This is a genomic window from Winogradskyella wichelsiae, from assembly GCF_013403925.1.
Lineage (GTDB): Bacteria > Bacteroidota > Bacteroidia > Flavobacteriales > Flavobacteriaceae > Winogradskyella > Winogradskyella wichelsiae.
In genome coordinates this window covers 221,126-244,268 of the sequence record NZ_JABFDJ010000007.1, presented here as the reverse complement: position 1 = coordinate 244,268, position 23,143 = coordinate 221,126, and the positions used below count along the sequence as shown (strand labels likewise).

At 31.7% G+C, this 23,143-nt stretch carries 19 protein-coding genes; 10 read left to right on the top strand and 9 right to left on the bottom strand.

Annotation, left to right across the window (positions count from 1 at the left end; genetic code table 11):
* Positions 1-372 precede the first annotated feature (372 nt).
* The 6 genes from thrA (at position 373) to HM985_RS14885 (ending at position 6,971) form a co-directional block, all read left to right on the top strand.
* Positions 373-2,847, top strand: a complete 2,475-nt coding sequence (gene thrA / locus HM985_RS14910) for a bifunctional aspartate kinase/homoserine dehydrogenase I (protein WP_179377014.1) — start codon at positions 373-375, stop codon at positions 2,845-2,847.
* Between the two features lie 3 nt (positions 2,848-2,850).
* A complete protein-coding gene (locus HM985_RS14905) occupies positions 2,851-3,774 on the top strand; it encodes a homoserine kinase (protein ID WP_179377013.1) in 924 nt (307 codons plus the stop codon).
* A gap of 130 nt (positions 3,775-3,904) precedes the next feature.
* Positions 3,905-5,197, top strand: coding sequence for a threonine synthase (thrC, locus tag HM985_RS14900; RefSeq protein WP_179377012.1), 1,293 nt, complete (start codon positions 3,905-3,907; stop codon positions 5,195-5,197).
* Positions 5,198-5,228: 31 nt separating this feature from the next.
* Positions 5,229-5,579, top strand: a complete 351-nt coding sequence (locus tag HM985_RS14895) for a ribose-5-phosphate isomerase (RefSeq protein ID WP_179377011.1) — start codon at positions 5,229-5,231, stop codon at positions 5,577-5,579.
* 75 nt (positions 5,580-5,654) lie between these two features.
* Positions 5,655-6,203 carry a TlpA family protein disulfide reductase gene (locus HM985_RS14890; RefSeq protein ID WP_179377010.1) on the top strand — a complete coding sequence of 183 codons (549 nt, stop codon included), beginning with the start codon at positions 5,655-5,657 and terminating at the stop codon, positions 6,201-6,203.
* 6 nt (positions 6,204-6,209) lie between these two features.
* A complete protein-coding gene (locus tag HM985_RS14885) occupies positions 6,210-6,971 on the top strand; it encodes a thioredoxin family protein (RefSeq protein ID WP_179377009.1) in 762 nt (253 codons plus the stop codon).
* A gap of 86 nt (positions 6,972-7,057) precedes the next feature.
* Here the strand turns inward: HM985_RS14885 and guaB are convergent, their stop codons facing one another.
* From guaB to HM985_RS14855, 6 genes are all read right to left on the bottom strand, one after another.
* Positions 7,058-8,530 carry an IMP dehydrogenase gene (gene guaB / locus HM985_RS14880; protein WP_179377033.1) on the bottom strand — a complete coding sequence of 491 codons (1,473 nt, stop codon included), beginning with the start codon at positions 8,528-8,530 and terminating at the stop codon, positions 7,058-7,060.
* Positions 8,531-8,661: 131 nt separating this feature from the next.
* Entirely contained in the window at positions 8,662-9,015 is a 354-nt protein-coding gene (locus tag HM985_RS14875; RefSeq protein WP_179377008.1) for a DUF6686 family protein, read from the bottom strand.
* A gap of 12 nt (positions 9,016-9,027) precedes the next feature.
* Positions 9,028-11,220 (bottom strand): PepSY domain-containing protein, encoded by a 2,193-nt coding sequence (locus HM985_RS14870; protein WP_179377007.1) that lies wholly within the window; start codon positions 11,218-11,220, stop codon positions 9,028-9,030.
* 11 nt (positions 11,221-11,231) lie between these two features.
* Entirely contained in the window at positions 11,232-11,717 is a 486-nt protein-coding gene (locus HM985_RS14865; RefSeq protein WP_173586907.1) for a DUF2271 domain-containing protein, read from the bottom strand.
* Positions 11,718-11,730: 13 nt separating this feature from the next.
* Positions 11,731-13,227 carry an ankyrin repeat domain-containing protein gene (locus HM985_RS14860; RefSeq protein ID WP_179377006.1) on the bottom strand — a complete coding sequence of 499 codons (1,497 nt, stop codon included), beginning with the start codon at positions 13,225-13,227 and terminating at the stop codon, positions 11,731-11,733.
* 22 nt (positions 13,228-13,249) lie between these two features.
* Complete coding sequence (locus HM985_RS14855; protein ID WP_179377005.1) at positions 13,250-14,152, bottom strand: DUF6607 family protein; 903 nt, start codon at positions 14,150-14,152, stop codon at positions 13,250-13,252.
* 101 nt (positions 14,153-14,253) lie between these two features.
* On the opposite strand from HM985_RS14855, the gene HM985_RS14850 reads away from it, so the two are divergent.
* From HM985_RS14850 to HM985_RS14835, 4 genes are all read left to right on the top strand, one after another.
* Complete coding sequence (locus HM985_RS14850; RefSeq protein ID WP_179377004.1) at positions 14,254-16,392, top strand: TonB-dependent receptor plug domain-containing protein; 2,139 nt, start codon at positions 14,254-14,256, stop codon at positions 16,390-16,392.
* Between the two features lie 11 nt (positions 16,393-16,403).
* Entirely contained in the window at positions 16,404-17,489 is a 1,086-nt protein-coding gene (locus tag HM985_RS14845) for an HmuY family protein (protein WP_179377003.1), read from the top strand.
* Positions 17,490-17,584: 95 nt separating this feature from the next.
* Positions 17,585-18,838, top strand: a complete 1,254-nt coding sequence (locus tag HM985_RS14840) for a T9SS type A sorting domain-containing protein (RefSeq protein WP_179377002.1) — start codon at positions 17,585-17,587, stop codon at positions 18,836-18,838.
* Positions 18,839-18,938: 100 nt separating this feature from the next.
* Positions 18,939-20,384 (top strand): T9SS type A sorting domain-containing protein, encoded by a 1,446-nt coding sequence (locus tag HM985_RS14835; protein WP_179377001.1) that lies wholly within the window; start codon positions 18,939-18,941, stop codon positions 20,382-20,384.
* Between the two features lie 62 nt (positions 20,385-20,446).
* Here the strand turns inward: HM985_RS14835 and HM985_RS14830 are convergent, their stop codons facing one another.
* The 3 genes from HM985_RS14830 to HM985_RS14820 are packed head-to-tail and all read right to left on the bottom strand — an operon-like array spanning position 20,447 to position 23,040.
* The gene (locus tag HM985_RS14830; RefSeq protein WP_179377000.1) at positions 20,447-21,310 is read right to left on the bottom strand and encodes a hydroxymethylglutaryl-CoA lyase; all 864 of its coding nucleotides are present in this window, start codon (positions 21,308-21,310) and stop codon (positions 20,447-20,449) included.
* A gap of 27 nt (positions 21,311-21,337) precedes the next feature.
* A complete protein-coding gene (locus HM985_RS14825) occupies positions 21,338-21,955 on the bottom strand; it encodes a LysE family translocator (protein WP_179376999.1) in 618 nt (205 codons plus the stop codon).
* 56 nt (positions 21,956-22,011) lie between these two features.
* On the bottom strand, positions 22,012-23,040 hold the full coding sequence (locus tag HM985_RS14820) for a quinone-dependent dihydroorotate dehydrogenase (protein ID WP_179376998.1): 1,029 nt from the start codon (positions 23,038-23,040) through the stop codon (positions 22,012-22,014).
* Positions 23,041-23,143 lie beyond the last annotated feature (103 nt).

The following is a 23,143-nucleotide window of genomic DNA, read 5'->3' as shown; positions in this document are numbered from 1 at the left end:
ATACTATTTGTAAAATCCTAAAAATGATTCCACTAAAAAACCAACTCTCTGTTACCGATGTCACACATATTACCTTAAAATATTTTACAAATAACAGGTTTTGTTCCATTTTCAATAATAAGAAGCCGTATTTTTAATAAATCACTAAAAAGAAATGAATTGTTTTTTTATTGTTATAAAAATAATACATTTGAGATGTAATGAAGAAAGAAATTAACATAACACAAAAATTATTAACGCAAACAATGTTCGTGTCTATGTCTATGTTTATTATTTCAATGATTATTACCCTTTGGGGTAATATGTAATAATCTCTCCGTCCCTTTTTTGTCTATTTAGACATTTTTTATTCCTTTTTAAATTTTAAATTATATGAAAGTTCTCAAATTTGGTGGAACATCTGTAGGTTCAGCCGAAAACATAAATAAAGTGATAGCTATATTAGATCAACAATCTCAATCAACACCTATAGCAGTTGTTGTATCTGCTGTTGGCGGTATTACTGATAAATTATTAGAAGCAGGAAATTTAGCTTGTGATAAAAATCTAGACTATAAAAACAAATACGATATTATTTGGTCTTTACACAACTCTATCATAGATGGATTATTTTCAAATACTGAAAGCGATAAAGCTTTAAAAAAGCAACAAGATGATTTACAGGAGTTAATTTCTGATAAATTAAATGAATTAAAAAGTCTTCTAAATGGTATTTACCTCATAAATGAATTGTCCCCTAAAACAAAAGATAAATTATTAAGTTTTGGCGAAAAATTATCATCTACTTTAATTTATCATGCATTATGCTCAAGATCTGTAGATGTTGTTTTAAAAAACTCGCAAGAATTAATTGTTACAGATTCTAATTTTAATAATGCTACAGTAAATTTTCACCTTACGGATGCAAATATTCAGTCCTTTTTCAACTCAAACTCTAGTCAAATTGTTCTTTTACCAGGTTTTGTATCAAAATCTATTAATGGAGAAGTAACGACTCTAGGACGTGGAGGTTCTGATTATACAGCTGCCATAATTGCAGCTGCTATTGAAGCTGAAGAATTGCAAATATGGACCGACGTTAGTGGTATGTTTACAACAAATCCTAAATTAGTTAAGCAAGCATCTCCAATAGTAGAGTTGTCTTATCAAGAAGCTGTAGAATTATCTCACTTTGGTGCGAAAGTTTTATATCCGCCAACGGTAATGCCTGTTTTGAAAAAGAAAATCCCTATTGTTATAAAAAACACTTTAGAACCAGAAGCTATTGGCACCACGATAACAAAACATGTTACACCTAACGGAAATTCACCTGTAAAAGGTATTAGTAACATCGAAAATGTTGCGCTATTAACTTTACAAGGAAATGGTATGGTTGGAGTTCCTGGTTTTAGCAAACGTTTATTTGAAACTTTAGCTCAAGAAAGGATTAACATCATTTTAATCACACAATCGTCATCAGAACATACCATTTGTTTCGGAATTTCTGAAAATGATGCAGAACGCGCAAAATCTGCGATTGATGCTGTTTTTTTATATGAAATTTCATTGCATAAAATAGATCCTATTGTTGTTGAAACTGATTTATCTATCATTGCTGTTATTGGTGATAAAATGAAAAATCACCAAGGCATAAGTGGAAAAATGTTTAGTACACTGGGTAAAAATAATGTCAATATTAGAGCTATTGCACAAGGCGCTTCAGAACGAAACATCTCTGCTGTAATTCATAAAAATGATGTAAAAAAAGCATTAAACAGTCTTCACGAACAATTCTTTGAAATAAAGACAAAACAAATCAATTTATTTATAACTGGTGTTGGTAATGTTGGCGAAAAGCTTATTGAGCAAATAAAACAACAAAAAGCATACGTTAAAGAGCAGTTTAAAATTAATTTAAGAATCGCCGGTTTATCTAATTCTAGAACCATGGTTGTTAACGATGATGGAATTAATTTAAAAAACTGGAAACAAGAGCTTGAAAATGGTGAAAAAGCAAGTTTAAATGGCTTCTTAAACCATGCTAAGAATTTGAATTTAAGAAACTCTGTTTTTGTTGATATTACAGCAAACACAGCCGTTTCTAATATTTACAGCGATTACCTTAAACAAAGCATTTCTGTTGTTGCTTGTAATAAAATAGCGTGTTCAGGAAACATTGAATACTACAATGAATTAAAAGCTTTATCAAGACAATACAATGCTTCATTTTTGTTTGAAACCAATGTTGGTGCAGGATTACCTGTCATAGATACGTTAAGTCATTTAATTACATCCGGAGATAAAGTAAATACTATTCAAGCAGTTTTATCAGGAAGTCTTAATTTTATATTCAATAACTTCAATGCTGAAACTACATTCTATGATGTTGTAAAACAAGCACAAGAGGAAGGTTATACTGAACCAGATCCTCGCATTGACTTAAGTGGAATTGATGTTGCTAGAAAAGTTTTAATTTTAGCTAGAGAAAGTGGTCATCAAATTGAATTATCAGAACTTGAAAGTGATAATTTCTTAACAGAAAAAGCTCTAAATTCAGATAGTGTAGATGATTTTTTAGCAACACTTAAAGAAGATGAAGCATACTATCAAAGTCTCTTTAAATCAGCTCAAGAAAAAAATAGCCAACTTAAGTTTGTTGCTGAATTTAATGACGGTAAAGCTAAAGTTGGATTAAAAGAAATCCCAGAAGGACATCCTTTTTACAACTTAAAAGGAAAGGATAATATTGTAATGTTCTATACCCAACGTTACCCAGAGCAGCCTTTAATAATCAAAGGTGCTGGTGCTGGTGCAGATGTTACGGCTTCAGGATTATTTGCAGATATCATAAGAATCGCTAATAATTAAATGATGAGTAAAGAAATAAAGATATTTTCACCTGCAACAGTAGCTAATGTAGCTTGCGGATTTGATGTACTTGGCTTTTGTTTAGATACTATCGGAGACGAAATGGTCATCAGAAAAACAGAAGAAAAAGGTATTAAAATCACAAAAATTGAAGGTTACGATTTACCATTCGATGCCGAACAGAATGTGGCTGGAGTTTCGGCTTTAGCGATGTATAATGACTTACAGCCCGACTGTGGTTTTGAAATTGAAATCTATAAAAAAATAAAACCAGGCAGTGGTATTGGCAGTAGCTCTGCTAGTGCAGCTGGAAGTGTTTTTGGGATGAATGCCTTATTGGGTTATCCATTAAATAAAACAGAATTAACCAATTTTGCCATGAAAGGCGAAGCCTTAGCTAGTAAATGTGAACACGCAGATAATTTAGCTCCAGCTATTTTTGGTGGATTTACATTGGTTAAAAGTGCCTGTCCTTTGCAGATTTTAGAGTTACCTACGCCAACAGATTTATTCGCAACGTTAATTCATCCACAGATTGAAATTAAAACATCTGAATCTAGAGCTATTTTACCAAAAGAGATTCCTCTAAGTAATGCCATAGCACAATGGGCAAATGTTGGAAGTTTAGTACATGCCTTACATACGTCTGATTACGATTTAATAAAAGACTCATTAATTGATGTGGTTATTGAACCTTACCGTAAGCAATTAATTCCGCATTTTGATGACGTAAAAAGCGCAGCATTAAAAGCAGGTGCATTAGGTTGTGCTATTTCTGGTTCTGGGCCTTCAATTTTCATGTTGAGTAAAAGCGAAGTTATAGCTAAAGAAGTCGAAAAAGCGATAAGAAAAGTATACGCAACAACAGATATAAAATTTGAAACTTATGTTTCTAAGATTAATGTTGAAGGGATTCGGGTGATTTAGAAACATTCAGAAAACTTAACGCAAAAAACCATAACACAAAGCTTCACAGAATAAGTACGAGGATTCACAAAAAGTTTTCTCTAAACAGTTAACTAAGTTGAAGCATATAATAATTTAGAATAAAAATATTATGAATTACTATAGTTTAAATAAAAAAGCACCAAACACATCTTTTCAAGAAGCTGTTATTAGAGGTCTTGCTCCTGATAAAGGTTTATATTTTCCCGAATCAATAGCGCCCTTAGACCCTTCATTTTTCGAAACGATTGAAGATAAATCAAATACAGAAATTGCTTTTGAAGCAATTAAACAATTCATTGTACCAGAGATTCCTGAAGACGTTTTAAAAACGATTGTTGAAGAAACATTAAACTTTGACTTTCCAGTAGTTAAAATCAACGAAAACATTTCTACTTTAGAATTGTTTCATGGACCAACGATGGCTTTTAAAGACGTTGGTGCTCGTTTTATGGCACGCTGCTTGGGCTATTTCAACAAAACAAATACTAAAGATGTTACCGTTCTAGTTGCAACTTCAGGTGATACAGGAGGTGCGGTGGCTAATGGTTTTTTAGGTGTAAAAGGTGTGAATGTTGTTATCCTTTACCCAAGTGGAAAAGTGAGCGATATTCAAGAAAAGCAATTAACTACACTCGGTCAAAATATTACAGCTCTAGAAGTTGATGGTGTTTTTGACGATTGCCAAGATATGGTGAAACAAGCATTTATGGACACCGAATTAACGAGTAAAATGCAATTAACTTCTGCAAACTCCATAAATATTGCACGTTGGTTACCACAATTATTTTACTTTATGTTTACCTACAAACAATTAAAATCTAAACATAAAGATCTAGTATTTTCAGTACCTAGTGGAAACTTCGGAAATATATGTGCTGGTATGGTAGCCCAAAAATTAGGTTTACCTATTACACATTTTATTGCCGCCAATAATGCCAATGATACGATTGTAAATTATATGCTTACCGAATCTTATAATCCAAAACCTTCAGTACAAACCATAAGTAATGCTATGGATGTTGGTAATCCTAGTAATTTTATTAGAATACAAGAATTACATAATAATGATTATGATACTTTAAAAGCTAATTTATCTTCTTATAGTTTTACTGATGAAGAAACCAAAGCTGCGCTTTTAGAAATTTATCATGATTGGAATTATATTGCAGATCCTCATGGAGCTGTTGGTTATTTAGGTGCCAAAGAATACTTAAAATCAAATGATGCTCATGTTATCTTTTTAGAAACAGCGCATCCTACTAAGTTTTTAGATGTTGTTACAGATGTCATTAAAGAAAATGTAGATTTACCACCACAAATTCAATCGGTAATGCACAAAGAAAAGGTGTCTATACAAATTGATTCTTATGGGGAGTTAAAAAGTTTTTTACTAAATAATTAAATGTTTTTCAAGAACTTAAATCATCTATTTTATGGCAAAAACGCTCTATACCATATATGTCATAGAGTTATCTAAACGTGTTTTTACAGAAAACACAAAGTTTAGAAATGCTAATCCACAGTTCAATGGTGTTTTAGAATGCTTGTATGTAGGTATGACATCTAAAACACCTAAAGAACGTTTTCATCAACATAAAACAGGACATAGAAATAAAAAAGGTTATAAAATCTCAGCAAATATTGTTGAGAAATATGGAACTTATTTACGTCCAAGCCTATTCAACCATATCGACCCTTTTGTCGCAAGAGCAGAAGCTTTAAAAGCTGAATCACAAATTACATTAGAATTGAGACGAGAAGGCTATGCAGTATGGTCTAACTAAAAAATCTAATTTTTAATTAAACCTTTGTTATTTTATCTAGTCTAACTTTGATATATTGAATACAAATTTTTAAACATGCTCAAAATTAAGCAATCAAAATACTCTAAATTTTCAATATTTATATTGTTTTTTATCTTTTTACTTGCTACTAGTTGTAATAATACAACATCAGAAAAAAAAGTAGAAAGTACTAACGTAACGGATATAAATAAAGAAATTCCTGTTTACGATTTTAATGAATTTGAACGTCTAATTTACACAGAATCTGATAAAACTTATCTCGTTAATTTTTGGGCTATGTGGTGTGCTCCTTGTGTTAAAGAGCTACCATACATTGAAAAATTTGCCGCAAAACACCCAGAGGTAGAAGTGATTTTGGTAAGCTTAGATTTTCCTAAAGGTATTGAAACGAAACTAAAACCTTTCTTAAAGAAAAATAACATAACCCAAAAAGTTGTACTATTGGATGATGCGGATGCTAACGCATGGATAGATAAAATAGATCCTAACTGGTCTGGTGCAATTCCATTTACAATTATGTTTAACAAAAACGAACGTTTATTTTATGAACGCTCTTTTGAAAATTTAGAAGACTTAGAAAACCAAATAAAAAAACTTAATTAAGAAATCATGAAAAGAATCAGTGTGTTATTTGCCATAATTGGCTTATCTGCAAGTGTACTTGTATCGTGTAAAAATGAAGAAAATAAAACAGGAGATGCTACTGCTGAAAACCAAGAACATAAAGGTGAACGCCCCCCTCATGATGGTGATAGAAAAGAACCACCACATAGAGGTGATCGCAAAGGACCACCAAAAGGAGGTCTACCAGAACAAACTAGAACATTAGAAGAAATTGGTGGCTACGCGATTGGTGATGTTGCAACTGATTTTAATTTAAAAAATGTTGATGGTTCAATGGTATCTTTAACCAATATTGAAAATGCAAAAGGTTATATTGTAACCTTTACTTGTAACGAATGCCCATTTTCAGTATTATATGAAGACCGTTTAATTGCATTAAATAATGAATATGCACCTAAAGGTTATCCTGTAATTGCTATTAATCCAAACAGTCCAAATAATGAAAAAGAAGGTTATGCAGCGATGCAAAAACGTTCGGAAGACAAAGGATTTACATTTCCATATTTAGTAGATGAAGGACAAAAAATATATCCTCAATATGGTGCGGTAAGAACACCACATGTCTTTTTATTAGATGCTGAGCGTAAAGTACAATACATTGGTACTATTGATGATAATTCAAAATCACCAGAAGACGTCAAAGTAAACTACGTTAAAGATGCTATTGAGGCTTTAGAAAAAGGTAAAAAGCCAAACCCTAATTTCACAAAAGCTATAGGATGTCCTGTAAAAGCGAGCAAGGCTTAATATAAAAGCCCTATTAATAAAAAGAGCATCTCAATGAGATGCTCTTTTTATTTAATATAATTTAGATGTCGTTTTTACACTACATATTATCTAGAATAATTAGGTGATTCATTAGTAATCGTCACATCATGAGGGTGACTTTCATTAATACCAGAACTTGTGATTTTCACAAAGCGTCCCGTTTCTTTTAAAGTCTCGATATCTTTAGCACCACAATACCCCATTCCTGCTCTAAGGCCTCCAATAAATTGATGAATACTTTCAACCAATTCACCTTTATAAGGCACACGACCAACAATTCCTTCCGGTACTAATTTTTTAATATCGTCTTCTACATCTTGAAAATAACGATCCTTACTTCCTTGTTTCATAGCTTCAACAGACCCCATTCCACGATAAGACTTAAATTTACGTCCTTCGTAAATAATGGTTTCTCCCGGACTTTCTTTTGTTCCAGCTAAAAGTGATCCTAACATTACCGTATCTGCACCAGCGGCTATCGCTTTAGGAATATCCCCTGTATAACGAATACCTCCATCTGCAATGACAGGAACACCAGAACCTTTAATTGCTGCAGCAACTTCTAACACCGCAGAAAACTGAGGAAAACCAACACCTGCCACAACTCTAGTTGTACAGATTGAACCTGGTCCAATTCCTACTTTTACAGCATCTGCTCCAGCTTCTACTAAATATTTAGCAGCAGCACCTGTTGCTATATTTCCAACAATAACATCAAGCTTTGGGAATTTCTTTTTTATGTCTTTCAATACCATCACCACACCTTTAGTGTGTCCATGAGCCGTATCTATAATTACAGCATCTACACCTGCTTTTACTAAAGCAGAGGCGCGTTCTACAGCGTCTGCAGTAACTCCAATAGCTGCAGCAACTCTTAATCTACCAAAAGAATCTTTATTCGCATTTGGTTTTTGAGTTACTTTGGTAATATCTCTAAACGTAATAAGTCCTTTTAGATTAAAATTATCATCAACAATTAATAATTTTTCAATCTTGTTTTGTTGTAGAATTTGTTCTGCATCCTTTAAAGACGTACCAACAGCAGCAGTTACCAAATTTTCTTTGGTCATTACTTCAATAATTGGTTTTGTTCCTTCGTGTTCAAAACGTAAATCTCTATTAGTAACAATCCCTTTTAATTTTCCGTCTTCATCTACAATAGGAATTCCTCCAATACTGTGCTCAGCCATATTTGATTTTGCATCAAAAACAGTTGCCGTCATTGGTAATGTTACAGGATCGATAATCATTCCGCTTTCTGCCCGTTTTACACGCCTTACCTTATCGGCTTGCTGTGCAATAGTCATGTTTTTATGTAACACTCCTATTCCACCTTCTTGCGCCATGGCAATTGCCATTTTACTTTCCGTAACCGTATCCATTGCTGCTGAAATAACAGGAATGTTAATGGTAATGTTTCGTGTGAATTTTGTTTTGATACTAACTTCTCTAGGAAGTATTTCTGAGAATGCTGGAACTAAGAGTACGTCATCGTAAGTAAGACCTTCTCCAACAATTTTATTTTCGTGTGCTGTCATGGCAATTAAGATATAATTGCGCACAAAGGTAAGGATTTAATATCAACCAAGTACGCTTACATGAAGTTTTGAAGATTATTTTATTGTTAAGCACAAATTCTCTTGTAGTTAGCATGAAAATTGACACCTTATTAGTTCAAAATAAAAGTATAATCAATATCAATTAAGGTTATTTTATTTTCATAAACACTACCTCTATGACAAAAAAGTACTTTAAGTTCTAGTATTTCTTGCTTATTAAACATTAAAACCAAATTCTCTTGAATAGATGGTATGGGAATTTTTCGCTTCACTTTTGCATCTGCATACATCTCTTCCCAATAATCTTCTTCTATCGCTAATAAATAAGTTTTAAATCGATGGTATTGCTCTAGTGTGAATTCAAAGTAGATATTATTAAACTCTAAATGATAAATATTACAGCCATTACATATAGATAATTCACCATTACTAACTTTTGATAAAACTTTTATATTATGACACATAAGTTCTCTTTTTTAATAACAATCCATTTTAATTTGCCCATTACTTTCAAACGCACTTAATGGTTTGTTGAGTTGTTCTGTGGTAATATTATTTAAGACTTCTAAAACACTACTCTGCATGGCTATAGCCCCACAAATCATGACTACTCCATTTTGCTGAAAGTGCTTTGCAATAAATTCTTCATTTTGAAATAAAAGATCTTGGACGTAAATTTTCTCTGCTTGTTCTTGAGAAAATGCTGTTTGCAATTGGTTTAGTTTATCTTGCTTTTTTGCTTCTTCTAATAAACCAGCATACAACTCTAAAGATGTCTTGGTTCGTCCTCCCCAAAACAAGTGTATATTTTTCTGTTTTTTATTGTCGTTAATCATCCCAAGAAATGGTGCAATACCGGTTCCGTTGGCTATTAAAATGACATCTTTTGTTTTAGTAGGTAAGTGAAATTCTTTATTTTCACTTATCGTTGCTGTAATAGTATCAGCGGTATTTAGTGTGCTGAAATAGGTAGAACACAGTCCTTTGTCATGTTTTTTAATACTCAAAAGAATATCTCCTTCTACTTTGGCAATTGAATATTCTCTGGCAGCTTCATCTTCATTAGGCTTAAATGCTAATAAATCACCCGACTGAAATTTAATCTTCTTTAATGGCCTTAACTGCAACAAGAAAGTATCATCTATATTTAACTCCGTTCGTTTTACCACTTTAAACGTCCGTGTATATTTTGAATTTAATTTCTCCGTTGGTTGTGTGATAATTAGATTTTGATTAGAAACGGTATTCCATTGTAAAATCCAATTTTTAAAGGCTTCAAAAGATTGATTATTGATTTTTATTAATTCTAATTTTCGATTAAAATTTGAATGTGCATTTAGTAAATTATCTACTTCTTCTGCGTATTTACAATATTCAGGATATAACAAAGAACCAAAGCCTAATACTGAATAATTTAGCTTAGAATTTTCAATTGTTCCCAATAACTTTTCAAATTTAGTTGCATTTATTGGTGCATCTCCTTCTCCGTAAGTTGCTGTAAAAATGATGAGTTCTTTTGCTTTATGATATGTTGTATATTGATTTAATTCGGTGATATAAGCTTTCTTTCCTCCCGCTAATAAAGCTTTGTAAAATAAGGTTGCAAAACGAAATGTACTTCCTGTTTCTGAACCTACTAGAATAATATATTCTGCGTCTTCTTTTTTAAATTTATTCTTAATTTTTACTGCTGACTTTCTACGTTTTAAAGTCATAGCAAAACCAGAATAAATAAAGAATAACAAAACAACACCAACCAATGCTAAAACTATAGACCATAAAAAAGTGCCTTGGCCTGTATGCAGAAACAAACTCCATTGCGATAACATATGAACCAAAGGATACGTTTGTTCGCTTACAATTTCGCCAGAAACCTGATTGACTAAAAGTTCGCTACCTTTTAATGTGATAAAAAAGTAATCTTCTACATCATCAGAAAAAGGAAATTCTAAATTTTTAACTTCAGAGATTGGTGTGGCCTTAAAAACTTCAAAATCTGAAAATGGTATTTTATCAATATCCTCAGATACATCTTCAGGATAAGTATGCGTAATATTTGATTCTGGTAAAAGGGAAAACTTTTCTAATGATAAATAGACGCCTGTAAATGCGACAATGATCACAGGAATTAGAAACCAACGTCCTAATTCTACATGATAATATTGTTCAAAATTCTCGTTAACTATTTTAGAGAAAAACCGACGAATTCCGCCTTGTCTTTTGGCTATTAATACCAAACCTGTAATAGCCATTAATATTAAAAAAAACGACACCAAACCTACAATAAAACGTCCTGTAGATTTTAGAAATAAAGAACGGTGTAAATTAGTGGTAAACTTAAAAAGTGGTGATTTTTCAATAAGCTCACCTAACTTCTCCCCTGTTTCTGGGTTGATGTAAAAGGTTTCACTATCACCTTCCTTTGTAATAACCGATGCTATGACAAAATCATTTTCATCCGTTGAGATGGTAATAATTTCGTCATAGTTATTAGTTAAACTTTCTATCGTTGTGGCTAAAGTTGTGTCCTCATTAATTTGATAAGATTCCAACTGATTAGAAATAGGCTCGAAAGCCAAAATGGTACCAGTTATGGAAGCTAAAACAATAAAAAGAGAAGATACCAAAGCCAACATAAGGTGACTAAATCTCCAAATAGAAAGGGTCATATGCATTGCTTTTATTGAGGCATCATACGTATGTAACGGATAAATCCTTTACCTTCTACTTTACTTTTTACATTAGCTGAAGTTAACTCTACTTCTACATCACTTTCGTAATATTCTTGGTCTTCAACTGCAGATTCAAACCTAAGTTTATAACCTTTGTCTAATTTATCGTTATCTATTTCAATAACATTTATAGTACGCTGACCACCACTTACGGTTGCTCCAGTAATCGCATCAATATCATTTCTTTTTTTTCCGTAAAAATCCCACCAAGATTCTATGGTATTATACCATTCATCATCGTCTCCAATAACATTTAGGGTTTCTACATATTCACCTTCAGGATTTAATAATGAAATGACAATATAGGCGCCTTCACCTGTATAATTGGTCATTTGAATCATACATTTATACTTTGAAGATTCAGATAAGGTATTAAAAGATACTAAGCCAAAAGCTATAGTAAAGACTAAAATTATAAGTTTTATATTCTTCATATTTAAAATTATATTACTTTAAAAATTCAACTGAAACGTTATTCTTAGCTAACAACTCGTTCTCTTTAGCTAAGTCGTAAGCAGACTCTTCAAAATCTGTTACAACATCTTTCTTAGCTCCGTTTTCTAATAGAAATTTTAAAACACTGTCATCTTTAGCTTTTAGAGCCGCTAAGTGTAATGCTGTATTTCCCTCATTGTTTTTAGCATTGATATCTTGTTTCATATCTAAAGCTATTTTTAATAACTCCATACTATTTTTTTCGGCAGCTAAATGAAACCATGTGTTTCCATTTTTTTGAGTAGCAGTTAAATCTACTTTACTCTTATTCAAGAACTCTTTTTTACTGTAAAATTGCTTTTTGTTTCTTTCTGAGTAAGAATCAATTAGATAGTATGCTAAGTTATTTCCGTCTGTATCTAATAAAGTTGTTTTCGCTTTATTCTCAATTAAGAACGTTACAACATCTACATCGTTGCCAGCAACAGCCAAACTTAAAGCCGTTTGCCCTTTTTTATTTGTATCGTTTATATCTTTTAAACTTGAAGCCAATACCTTTACAACTTCTAAATTATTACCTGAAGCGGCATTCATAAAAGGTGTATTTCCTTTGTGATCTTCTTGGTTTACATCTAATCCTTTTTCAAGTAAATATTTAATTATTTTTACATCCTTACTTCTTGACGCTAAGATATGTAATGGTGTAATATCTTCTTTATTGGTTGTATTTGGATTTAAACCAATACTTTCTAAATACTCATAAACCTCTATTCCATTAGATGATCTTCTTGCACCATTAGCTGCAAAAATAAAAGCTTGATCAGTACCTTTTAATCCTTTTTTTACAAGAGATTTTAAAGCATCAATATGGCCTGTTTTCGTTGTATAATTAAAAATTCCGTCACCATTTTTATCAACACTTTTAATATCTAATCCTTTAGATTGAAAATAAGCTACAAGCTTAAAATCTTTATCGCTTGGTGCTGCTAATAGTAAAGCATTTGCACCATCTGGCGTTAAGTCTGTTTTTAAGTTTACTCCTTTTTCTAAAATAAGGTCATAAACTTTAGTGTTCTGTTGCCCTGCCGAAGCTGCAAAATTAATGATAGAGTTTCCCTTATCATCCGTGACATCTGTTTTAGCTCCTGTTTTTAAAAGGTATTTAACTAATTCATCGTTACCATGATATGCTGCCCAAAAAATGTATGTTCTACCATCGTGCGTCAGTTTATTTACATCATTACCTTTTTGAGCTAAAAGAAATTTAATAGTTTCTAATGGTGTGTCTTGTAACGTTGCAAAAACAACGGCATCAAAACTAGCTCCGTTTGATTCTGATGGATTATTCCCTTCTTTTATCTTTGCTTTAACCGTTTCTACACTTGGTTTTGTTCCCCAATAATCACGATTTAAAAAGATGTTTTCGTTCTTCTTATTCTTCTTCTGGGCAAAAGCAGGTAATGCCAATATGACAAGAAGTAATACTACTACGGTCTTAATTGTTTTCATATATAAATATTTGTTTCTAATCTTATTTTACAAAAGATTCAATAATACTATTAATTTCTTTTTCTGCAGTGATTTCATCATCAAATAAGTATTTATACAATACTTTATTATCTACTTTCTCTTCTAATGTTAGATCTTTATCTCTTCCATATACATCATTCCATTTAGATCTTACCAATTTCCATTTTCCTTCTTGTGCTTTCCACCAATCTTTTGAAGCCTGACATCTGCTTTCGTCAACTCTTTTATAGGTATTATAACCTTTTTCTTTAGCTAAAATTACATCTTCAGAACCTGCTACACGTACTACTTTTTCATTGTCTTGGTCATGTACCCAGCCAAAGTTAGTAATTTCATGGCGGTTACCTCTTAAAGTGATGTTGTAATCATTACGTTTTGTGTATTCACGTCTTGGTAATGGTGCTGTTGTTGTATTTTCCCAATAGTCTTTTCCATCTACATGAACCCAAGTTCCAGAACCTTCGTAACGTGGACTGTCATCTACTTGATACACTTTTTGTGTCCATTGCCCTTTAACATCGTCTTTAGATTTTTTTTCAAACGTCCAATTATTATCGCCATTATACATGTAGAAATCTTGGTTTTGAAACAACCAATCTTGTCTCCAGTGTTTAATAATCATTGGATCATCTGGTCTTCCTACTTGTAATAAATGTTGAATAGAAATTTTATTATCCTCATCTTCAATAGCCAATGCATATTCTAAGCCTTTATCCACCTTAGTTTCTGAAGGTCTATAAAGAGAATCATTACTATAATTAAATGTCTCTGTAAAATTAAAAGTTACTTCAAAACAACCACACATTTCTTTAATGGCTTCTTTGTCTTGTGTTTTCTTCTTTTGAGCATTAACACTTAAAGAGAATGCAAGAATAATAGATAATACTGGAACGAATTTCTTCATCTTTTAGATTTTATTATTGAGTTTGAAAAAAATTAAAAAAAACTATTCTTATTTAGAATCAATTAAAATAAGATTATATATTTGCGACAAATTTATCAAGAATGAGTCTAAATAAAAATAAAATATCCATTTATTTTTCAATTATTTTCTTTTCGTGGTCTTTCTCCCAAAAAAAAGAGACCACAGTAGATAGTACAAAAACAGAATCTTTGGAAGAGGTAATTGTTACAGGACAATACAACCCAACTTCTATTAAAAAATCAGTGCATAACGTCATTGTTATTGATAGAAAACAAATTGATCAAGTTGCTGCAAACAATCTTGCAGATCTTTTAAATTTTAATTTAAATCTTAATATTATTCCGAATGCCCAAACAGGACGTTCTACAATTTCTTTCTTTGGTTTAGACTCACAATACTTCAATATTTTAATAGATAATATCCCAATGGTCGGTGACAACAGTTTTGGGAACGCTATAGACTTAACACAAATAAATCTCGATGACATAGAGCGTATAGAGATTGTAGAAGGTGCTATGGGAGTTGAGTATGGTGCAAATGCTGTTTCTGGTGTTATAAATATTATTACTAAAAAAGCAATTGACCATAACTGGAGTATTAGCGCTTATGTACAAGAAGAGACTGTTAGTGATGAATATGAATTATTTAATAAAGGTAGGCACATACAATCTTTAAGTGTTGGACATAATATCAATGAAAAATGGATGGTGAAAATTGGTGCTAACCGAAATGATTTTACAGGTTTCTTAAATAATCGTGAAGGCAAAAGTTACTATCAAAATGATGGATTAAGAGGTTACGAATGGTTGCCAAAACAACAATTAAACACCAATGCTCTAATCAATTACAAAGGAAACAACTTTAATTTAGTCTACAAATTTGAATACTTTAATGAGCAAATTAATTATTATGATTCATCAGTAAGAGCCAATATAGATACAGATGCTCAAACAAGCAATCCTTCTGCTACAGACCGCATTTTTACAACTAATAGATTTATAAATAACCTTAACATTGATGGACAATTAAATTCTGGTGCGCATTACAATGCATCACTATCTTATCAACAACAAGAGCGTGATTTAAATGAATTTAACTATTATATCTTAAGTCAACAACGAAGTAATGAAACTGATGAAACTTATCAGTCTAGTAAAGTTCTATTTTCTAAGGGTACTATTGGAAATTTAATACAAAGCGATTTTTATGATTTTCAATTAGGCTACGAAGCACGTTTTATTGAAGGTTTTGATACACAAGCCACGGGGAATGTAACACAAGAAGACAAAACCAACACACAAACAAATACGGCCTTTTTTGGATCTTCGGAATTAAATCTTTCCGACAAGTTTTTACTAAGACCTGGTTTACGTTATGAATATAATACCATGTTTAAATCGAAATTAATGGGGTCACTAAATGCGAGGTACCTAATGGACAATGGTTTTGAACTTAGAGCTAATATTGGAACATCTTACAGAGTCCCTAATTTTGAAGAATTATATTATTATTTTGTAGACTCTAATCACGATGTTCAAGGAAATGAAAACTTAAAGCCCGAAAATGGTTTTTCTGCTTTTATTAATTTAAAAAAAAGAAGTTGGATCAACGATTATTCTTTAGTCAACAATTTAAAATTCAGTTATGTTGATGTTACAGATCGTATAGATTTAGCTGTTGTTAATGCAACACCTCTTCAGTATCAATATATAAACATAGACAAATTTAAACTTTGGAGTACTACTCTAGAAAACACCCTTAGAGCAAATCAACTTTCAATAAGTTTAGGCGCTACTTTTCAAGGTATTTCTAGAATAAATAGTGACGAAGTTAATGGTAACGATGATTTTCTTTACAACATTCAAATTAATACAAGTGCTTCTTATTTTATTGAACCTTGGGATACCTCTTTTTCATTATTATTAAAATATAATGGAGCGCAAGAACAATACCTTTCTACTGACGTTGATACAGATGGAAATTCTATATTCTCTAAAGCTAAAACAGATCCTTACAGTTGGTTAGATGCCTCTGTAAGAAAATCATTCTATAATAATAAACTTGATGTTACACTAGGAGGTAGAAACCTTTTAGATGTTACCTCTGTTAATGTAAATAATGCGTCTAGTGGTGGCACACACACAACAGATAGCAGCTCTCTTTTATTGGGTTATGGAAGATCTTTTTACCTCAAACTTTTATATAATTTAAATTTTTAAACACTAACATTATGATAAATAAATTTTTAAAATTGGCATTATGCCTCTGTATTATTCCACTCTCTAGTTGCAGCAGTGATGATGATAATGCGTCTGGTCCAATAACTATTGTTATTGAGGGTGCTACAATAGAACCTGAAATTGGAGGCTCTAATGAGCAAAATCAAGTTTATGTAGACCTAAGTACAAGTGCTACAACTGTTGTACAACGTGATTCTTGGGATTTAGGATTTTACTCAGGCTCAGATTTTAGAGTTGCAATTAATGGTTCTATTTACATGGCAACTGCAGCACTATCTTCTACAGATATTAATAGTGTAAACTCTACTTCTGTAGAGGTACAAGAATTACAACCACAGGTAGCTGTAGGAACTTTTGATGCTGAAAATATTGAGTTTGTTGATGCACCTTATGGTCAAATAACAGAAACTGCAATTGAAAATATATCTGAAACAGATGAAAGTAATCCCGTTTACCTAGTCAACTTAGGTTTTGAAGTTGGTACAGAAGCTGCTTCAACAGGAAGTGTTGCTGTAGCAGGAGATGCTAGAGGATGGAAAAAAATTAGAGTTCTAAGAAATGACGATGACTATGTTTTGCAATATGCAGATTTAGATGACACAACATATCAAGAGGTCAATATTTCTAAAAATAGTAGTTACAATTTCACCTTCTTTAGCTTTAATACAGAAAATGAAGTGAATGTTGAACCTATTAAAAACGATTGGGATTTAAACTTTACTGTTTTCACAAATGAAATTGAAGGTTATGGCTCTTATGGCTATTCTGATTTTGTGGTTACAAATACTAAAGGTGGAGCTCTTTCATACATGATTGATACTGAAACTACCGATTACACTTATGACAACTTCACATTAGCAAATATTACGAATATTGCCTTTGATAGCGATCAACGAAATGTTGGTAGTTCTTGGAGAAATGGTGGTGGACCAGACAGTTTACCTACTTTAAAAGATAATGTGTTTTATATCGTAAATGATTCCTTCGGAAATTATTATAAAGTCCAGTTTTTAGCTTTAACAAATGAAGCAGGAGAACGTGGTCATCCAAAATTTATCTACAGCTTATTACAATAAACCTTTTCTATATTAAAAAAAGAGTAGTTCGCTGCTCTTTTTTTTAACAAAAAAATCAAACTTTAGAATCATTATAAATAATTAAAATAAATATCATGAAAACAATTTTACAATTTTTAACCGTAGTATTACTCTGTATTTCTGCTAACGCACAAGAAACCGTTGTTAATTTATCAATGCAACCATCTTATTCAGATCAAGTTTATTATAAGTTAAGTACAGAAACAGCAACCTCATTTACAGCAAGCTCTTGGGATATCGCTTTTTTAAGGACAAGTGCTTTTGATTTTGGAATGCGTGTAAACAGTGGTGCAGGTATTGAAGTCTTTGAAGCGGCAAACACTGCCACAAGCTATAGTTCTATTGATGTAACAAACGAAGCTAATTGGACAGCACTTCAAAACAGTGAAACCACTTGGAGTGCTGGTGCTTTTGAACAAGGTTCAGCCTCTTATGGTTTTGGTGAATACAACCCTGCAACTCATGCTGTGGTAGGATCTATTGTATTTGTTTTAAAATATGCAGACGGAACTTATAGAAAATTCATTAATGAAAGTTATGCTGCTGGTTACACCTTTAAATATGCGACTTGGAATGCCGAAACTTCAACTTGGAGTGAAGACCAAACCGTAACACTTTCAAATACAAACAATCCTGATAATAAATTTAATTACTATTCTTTACAAAATGATGAAGAAGTTGTGGCAGAACCTGCTATTGCTGATTGGGATTTTGTATTTACGAAATATGCAACAGATTATTTTGGAGATGCTAGTCTTTTTTATCCTGTTACAGGTGTTTTACATAGTGATGAAGTTACTGTAGCGCAGAACGATGAGCCAAGTGGTATGCTAGCAAATCCAACATTAACTTATTCTGATGAAATAAATACAATTGGTTACGACTGGAAAACATTAAATGACGCTTGGGCTTACGATGTAAGCTCTAATCAGGCTTATTACATAAAATATTCAGACGACACTATTTACAGATTATATTTTACTGCCTTTGAAGGAAGCGGTACAGGAAATCTTTCTTTTGCTTTTGAAAATGTAACGAATGCTTTAAGCATAGAAGATGTAAATAGTTCTGTTGCTTTCGGAATGTATCCAAATCCTACAACAGACAAAAAAGTAAATTTAGTTTATGATGTAAATACATTAGCTTCAAATAACAATGAAGTCGCTATTTTCTCAACTACAGGTCAAAAAGTATATCAAACGAACTTAAATACTAACTCAGGGTTTTATAATAAATCCCTTGATTTGTCTTCGTTAGCTAGCGGTATTTATGTCTTACAGTTTACTTCTGGAAATAATAGTGTCACTAAGAAACTTATTTTAAAATAACCTCAATTAATTAATCAACAAATCGAGAAGAGTTAATTCAAACTCTTCTCTTTTTTTCAAAAAAACAAACCTTAGAATCATTCTAAATAAAGTTAATATTATGAAAAAACTCTTCATACTAATAGCATTCATTACACTATTACAGAACACATATTCTCAACAATTTACTGAAAATACTGAAATAAATTTAACAGGTATTTTATACGGAGAAGCAAAATGGATAGATATAGATAAAACTGGTAAAGATGAATTATTGATTTCTGGATATGACACTAACTATGAGGCTTTTTCAGCACTCTATTCATATCAATCAGGGAGTATAGGATTATTACCTATTACCATTGATCCTTATTACTTTTCATCCATAGGAAAATTAGACTATAATAATGATGGTGTAACCGATTTTATCATCATAGGATATAACGCATCTGATGAAGGTATTAGTAGTTTATATGTAAGTGACGGAAATGGCTCTTATACAGTTCAAAATATAAATATTCCAGGAACAACGAATGGAAAAATAAAAATAGAGGATTTAAATAATGATGGACTAGATGATATAATTATAACTGGAACTGATGATAGCTATGATAATATTGCTAAGTTATATTTACAAAATATGGAAGGTGAATTTATAGAATCTACTGTTCCCTTTTTTGGTAATACTTATAGTAGTATTACCACATTCGACGCTAATAATGATGGCAATATAGATGTATTACTTACGGGATTTAGTAGCAACTATATTCCGGAATCAAAACTATACATTAATGACGGAACTGCTGTTTTTACCGAAAGTACTGCTGTATTAGCGGATGTATATTTCTCAACATCTAGCGCAGCTGACTATGATAATGATGGAGATATCGATATATTAATATCTGGTTTTAATTCTTCTTATGCTCCTTATGCAGTATTATATAACAATGATGAGCACGGAAACTTTACAGAAAATACTACAGTTACATTAGAGCAACTTTATTGGGGAGCTTCTAATTTTGTAGACTATGATAATGATGGAGATTTAGACCTATTTTTATCTGGTGCAGATTCTAACACAGTTCCACATGCTAAATTTTATAAAAATACTAATGGAATTTTATATGAAGACACAAATGCTGAAATAGGAATTTATGGTACATACGTTAGTTCTGCCGATTGGACAGATTACGATAATGATGGAGATTTAGACTTTGTTCTAAGCGGTCTTAACACTGATAATGAGCCAATAACAAAAGTGTATACTAACCAGCAAGAAAGTTTAAGCATTGATGATTTTGCGAATAAGACTCAATTATCAATTTACCCAAACCCAACAACAGATAAAACTGTTAATCTTATTTATGACGAGGGACAATTAAGCTCTTCTTTAAATACAATTAAAATCTATTCTAGCATAGGTCAAAAAGTATATCAAACTAGCTTAAATACTAACTCTGGTGTTTATAATAAATCCCTTGATTTATCTTCATTAGCTAGTGGTATCTATGTCTTACAGTTTACTTCAGGAAATACTAGTGTGACTAAGAAATTAGTCTTAAAATAGTCAACTATTTTTATTAAATAAAAAGTAAAACCCTCACAAAGAATATGTGAGGGTTTTACTTTTTAATGATACTTTTTAAAAATCTTAGTCGCTTCATTATAAGAGCTCTCAAAACACATGGCATTAAGATCATGCACTTTTTTCTGCGTAAAATATGAAAACATTCTTTCGGTTGGCATATTACCTGTGAGATCATCTTTTGCCATTGGGCAACCACCAAATCCTTGTATAGCTCCATCAAAACGGCGACAACCTGCTTTATAAGCTGCATCTACTTTTTCAAACCAAGATGTTGGTGTGGTATGTAAATGTGCTCCAAATTCTATATTAGAATAAGCCGGAATTAAATTTGAAAATAAATATTCTATATTTTCAGGATCAGAACTTCCTACCGTATCACTTAAAGACAAAATACGAACTCCCATTTTAGATAAACGTTCCGTCCACTCTCCTACAATATCTACATTCCAAGGATCACCGTAAGGATTCCCAAATCCCATAGAAATATAGACTACAACTTCTTTATTACTTTTATCTGCAATTTCTAAAATTTCAGAAAGTGTAACCACAGATTGTGCAATGGTTTTGTGCGTATTTCTCATCTGAAAATTTTCAGATATTGAAAACGGAAACCCTAAATAATCAATTTCTTTGTGAGCTGAAGCATCATTTGCACCTCTAGTATTAGCAATAATAGCCAGTAGTTTACTTTTTGTTTTACTCAAATCTAATTGCGCTAAAACTTCGGCAGTATCTACCATTTGCGGAATCGCTTTTGGCGACACAAAACTACCAAAATCAATAGTATCAAAACCTACACGAAGTAAAGATTGAATGTACTGAACTTTCTTTTCTGTAGGAATAAAATCCTTAATGCCTTGCATAGCATCTCTAGGACATTCTATTATTTTAACGGCTTTGTTCATTAGGTCAAATATAGGCATTTTCATATTTTACAACAGTATGAATATCGCGATCCCAACAAAAACCACAATTTGAAGCCATTTTAAAACCAAACCAGAGTTTTTATGTTTTAATGTATAGGTTTTAATTTGGCCTGCTAACAATGCTACAGAAGAAAAAACAATAAACGAAACCAGTATAAAAACACCACCTAAAACATAAAATTGAATTACAGTATTTTGTGTCTCACTGTATAAAAACCCAGGGAAAAATGCTAAAAAAAAGATAGCGACTTTGGGGTTAAAAACATTCATAAAAAAGCCTTGTACAAATAATCCTTTTAAGCTTCTTTTAGAGGAAATATTAGATTCTAAGTTTAGTTCTGCATCTGACATAAAAACTTTATAAGCCAAATACAACAGATAAAAAGCACCTAGTAGTTTAATACCAAAAAATAAATGATCATTAGCCTTAATAATTGCAGAAACACCAAAAGCAAGCAGTGTTGTATGTACTAAGCAACCTGACATTAATCCACAAACGGTTGCTAATCCATAAGATTTACCGCTAGTGATACTTTGTATTAGAACAAAAATATTATCTGGTCCTGGCGATATGGCCAAAATTGAAGTCGCTAAAGCAAAAGATATTAGAACATCGTAATTCAATTATAAAGTATAAGATTAGAATTAAATTTATTATAAATATACTTTTTGAAGAATTCCTACTTTAATAAAGCCTTATTAATTCGCTTAATTAGTGATGGACCTTCATAAATAAAACCAGTATAAACTTGAACCAAATCTGCACCAGCTTCTATTTTTTCTAAAGCATCTTCTGCAGAATGAATCCCTCCTACTCCAATAATAGGAAAAGCCTTATTACTTTTAGTTGCTAAATATTGAATCACTTTTGTAGATTTATTCCTTACTGGCTGACCACTTAAACCTCCATTACCAATTTCATTTAGCCTCGCTTCAGACGCTTTTAATCCAGATCTATCTACCGAAGTATTACTTGCTATAACTCCATCTAAATTAGTTTCAGCAATAAGTGCTATAATTTCATCTAATTGAACATCATTTAAATCGGGTGCTATTTTCAATAAAATAGGCCTTTGTTTCTTAAATGTAGTATTTGCTTTTTGAACTGTGCTAATTAACTCTAATAAATAATCTTTATCATTTAATTTAGCATGGCTTCCTACATTAGGACAACTTACATTAAGCACAAAATAATCTACATAAGGATGCAATGCATTAAAGCATTCTAAGTAATCTTTAGTATAATCTTCAGGAAGTGTTTGGGTGTTTTTTCCAATGTTTCCACCAATAATTAACTGCCCTTTATTTTTTTTAAGTTGAGTAATTGCTGCATGTAAACCTTCATTATTAAACCCCATTCGGTTAATAATACCTTTATCTTCTTTCAAGCGAAATAAGCGCTTTTTAGGGTTTCCTTCTTGCGCTTTTGGTGTTACTGTTCCTATTTCTATAAATCCAAAACCAAAGTTAGCAAGATCATTATAGAGTACTGCATTTTTATCAAAACCAGCAGCTAAGCCTACAGGATTTTTAAATGTGAGACCAAACAACTGACGTTCTAATCGCTTATTTTCAACAACATATAAATATTTAAAGAGATTTTTAACACCTGGTATTTTAGATAACGTTCGGATTAATGAAAAAGTAAAATAATGTACTTTTTCTGGATCGAAACAAAATAAAATGGGTCTGATTATAGCTTTATACATAAGAGCGATTTTGCTCAGCAAAAATAAGCATCTCAACTCTAAAACAAAGCATAATTTAAGCGATTAATTTTATCAGAAACTGTTATATATCATAATTTATAAG

What these genes read in the sequence shown, in the direction of transcription:
- thrA (WP_179377014.1), top strand. Translation starts at nt 373, where the DNA reads ATGAAAGTTCTCAAATTTGGTGGAACATCTGTAGGTTCAGCCGAAAAC.
- HM985_RS14905 (WP_179377013.1), top strand. Translation starts at nt 2,851, where the DNA reads ATGAGTAAAGAAATAAAGATATTTTCACCTGCAACAGTAGCTAATGTA.
- thrC (WP_179377012.1), top strand. Translation starts at nt 3,905, where the DNA reads ATGAATTACTATAGTTTAAATAAAAAAGCACCAAACACATCTTTTCAA.
- HM985_RS14895 (WP_179377011.1), top strand. Translation starts at nt 5,229, where the DNA reads ATGGCAAAAACGCTCTATACCATATATGTCATAGAGTTATCTAAACGT.
- HM985_RS14890 (WP_179377010.1), top strand. Translation starts at nt 5,655, where the DNA reads ATGCTCAAAATTAAGCAATCAAAATACTCTAAATTTTCAATATTTATA.
- HM985_RS14885 (WP_179377009.1), top strand. Translation starts at nt 6,210, where the DNA reads ATGAAAAGAATCAGTGTGTTATTTGCCATAATTGGCTTATCTGCAAGT.
- guaB (WP_179377033.1), bottom strand. Translation starts at nt 8,530, where the DNA reads ATGACAGCACACGAAAATAAAATTGTTGGAGAAGGTCTTACTTACGAT.
- HM985_RS14875 (WP_179377008.1), bottom strand. Translation starts at nt 9,015, where the DNA reads ATGTGTCATAATATAAAAGTTTTATCAAAAGTTAGTAATGGTGAATTA.
- HM985_RS14870 (WP_179377007.1), bottom strand. Translation starts at nt 11,220, where the DNA reads ATGACCCTTTCTATTTGGAGATTTAGTCACCTTATGTTGGCTTTGGTA.
- HM985_RS14865 (WP_173586907.1), bottom strand. Translation starts at nt 11,717, where the DNA reads ATGAAGAATATAAAACTTATAATTTTAGTCTTTACTATAGCTTTTGGC.
- HM985_RS14860 (WP_179377006.1), bottom strand. Translation starts at nt 13,227, where the DNA reads ATGAAAACAATTAAGACCGTAGTAGTATTACTTCTTGTCATATTGGCA.
- HM985_RS14855 (WP_179377005.1), bottom strand. Translation starts at nt 14,152, where the DNA reads ATGAAGAAATTCGTTCCAGTATTATCTATTATTCTTGCATTCTCTTTA.
- HM985_RS14850 (WP_179377004.1), top strand. Translation starts at nt 14,254, where the DNA reads ATGAGTCTAAATAAAAATAAAATATCCATTTATTTTTCAATTATTTTC.
- HM985_RS14845 (WP_179377003.1), top strand. Translation starts at nt 16,404, where the DNA reads ATGATAAATAAATTTTTAAAATTGGCATTATGCCTCTGTATTATTCCA.
- HM985_RS14840 (WP_179377002.1), top strand. Translation starts at nt 17,585, where the DNA reads ATGAAAACAATTTTACAATTTTTAACCGTAGTATTACTCTGTATTTCT.
- HM985_RS14835 (WP_179377001.1), top strand. Translation starts at nt 18,939, where the DNA reads ATGAAAAAACTCTTCATACTAATAGCATTCATTACACTATTACAGAAC.
- HM985_RS14830 (WP_179377000.1), bottom strand. Translation starts at nt 21,310, where the DNA reads ATGAACAAAGCCGTTAAAATAATAGAATGTCCTAGAGATGCTATGCAA.
- HM985_RS14820 (WP_179376998.1), bottom strand. Translation starts at nt 23,040, where the DNA reads ATGTATAAAGCTATAATCAGACCCATTTTATTTTGTTTCGATCCAGAA.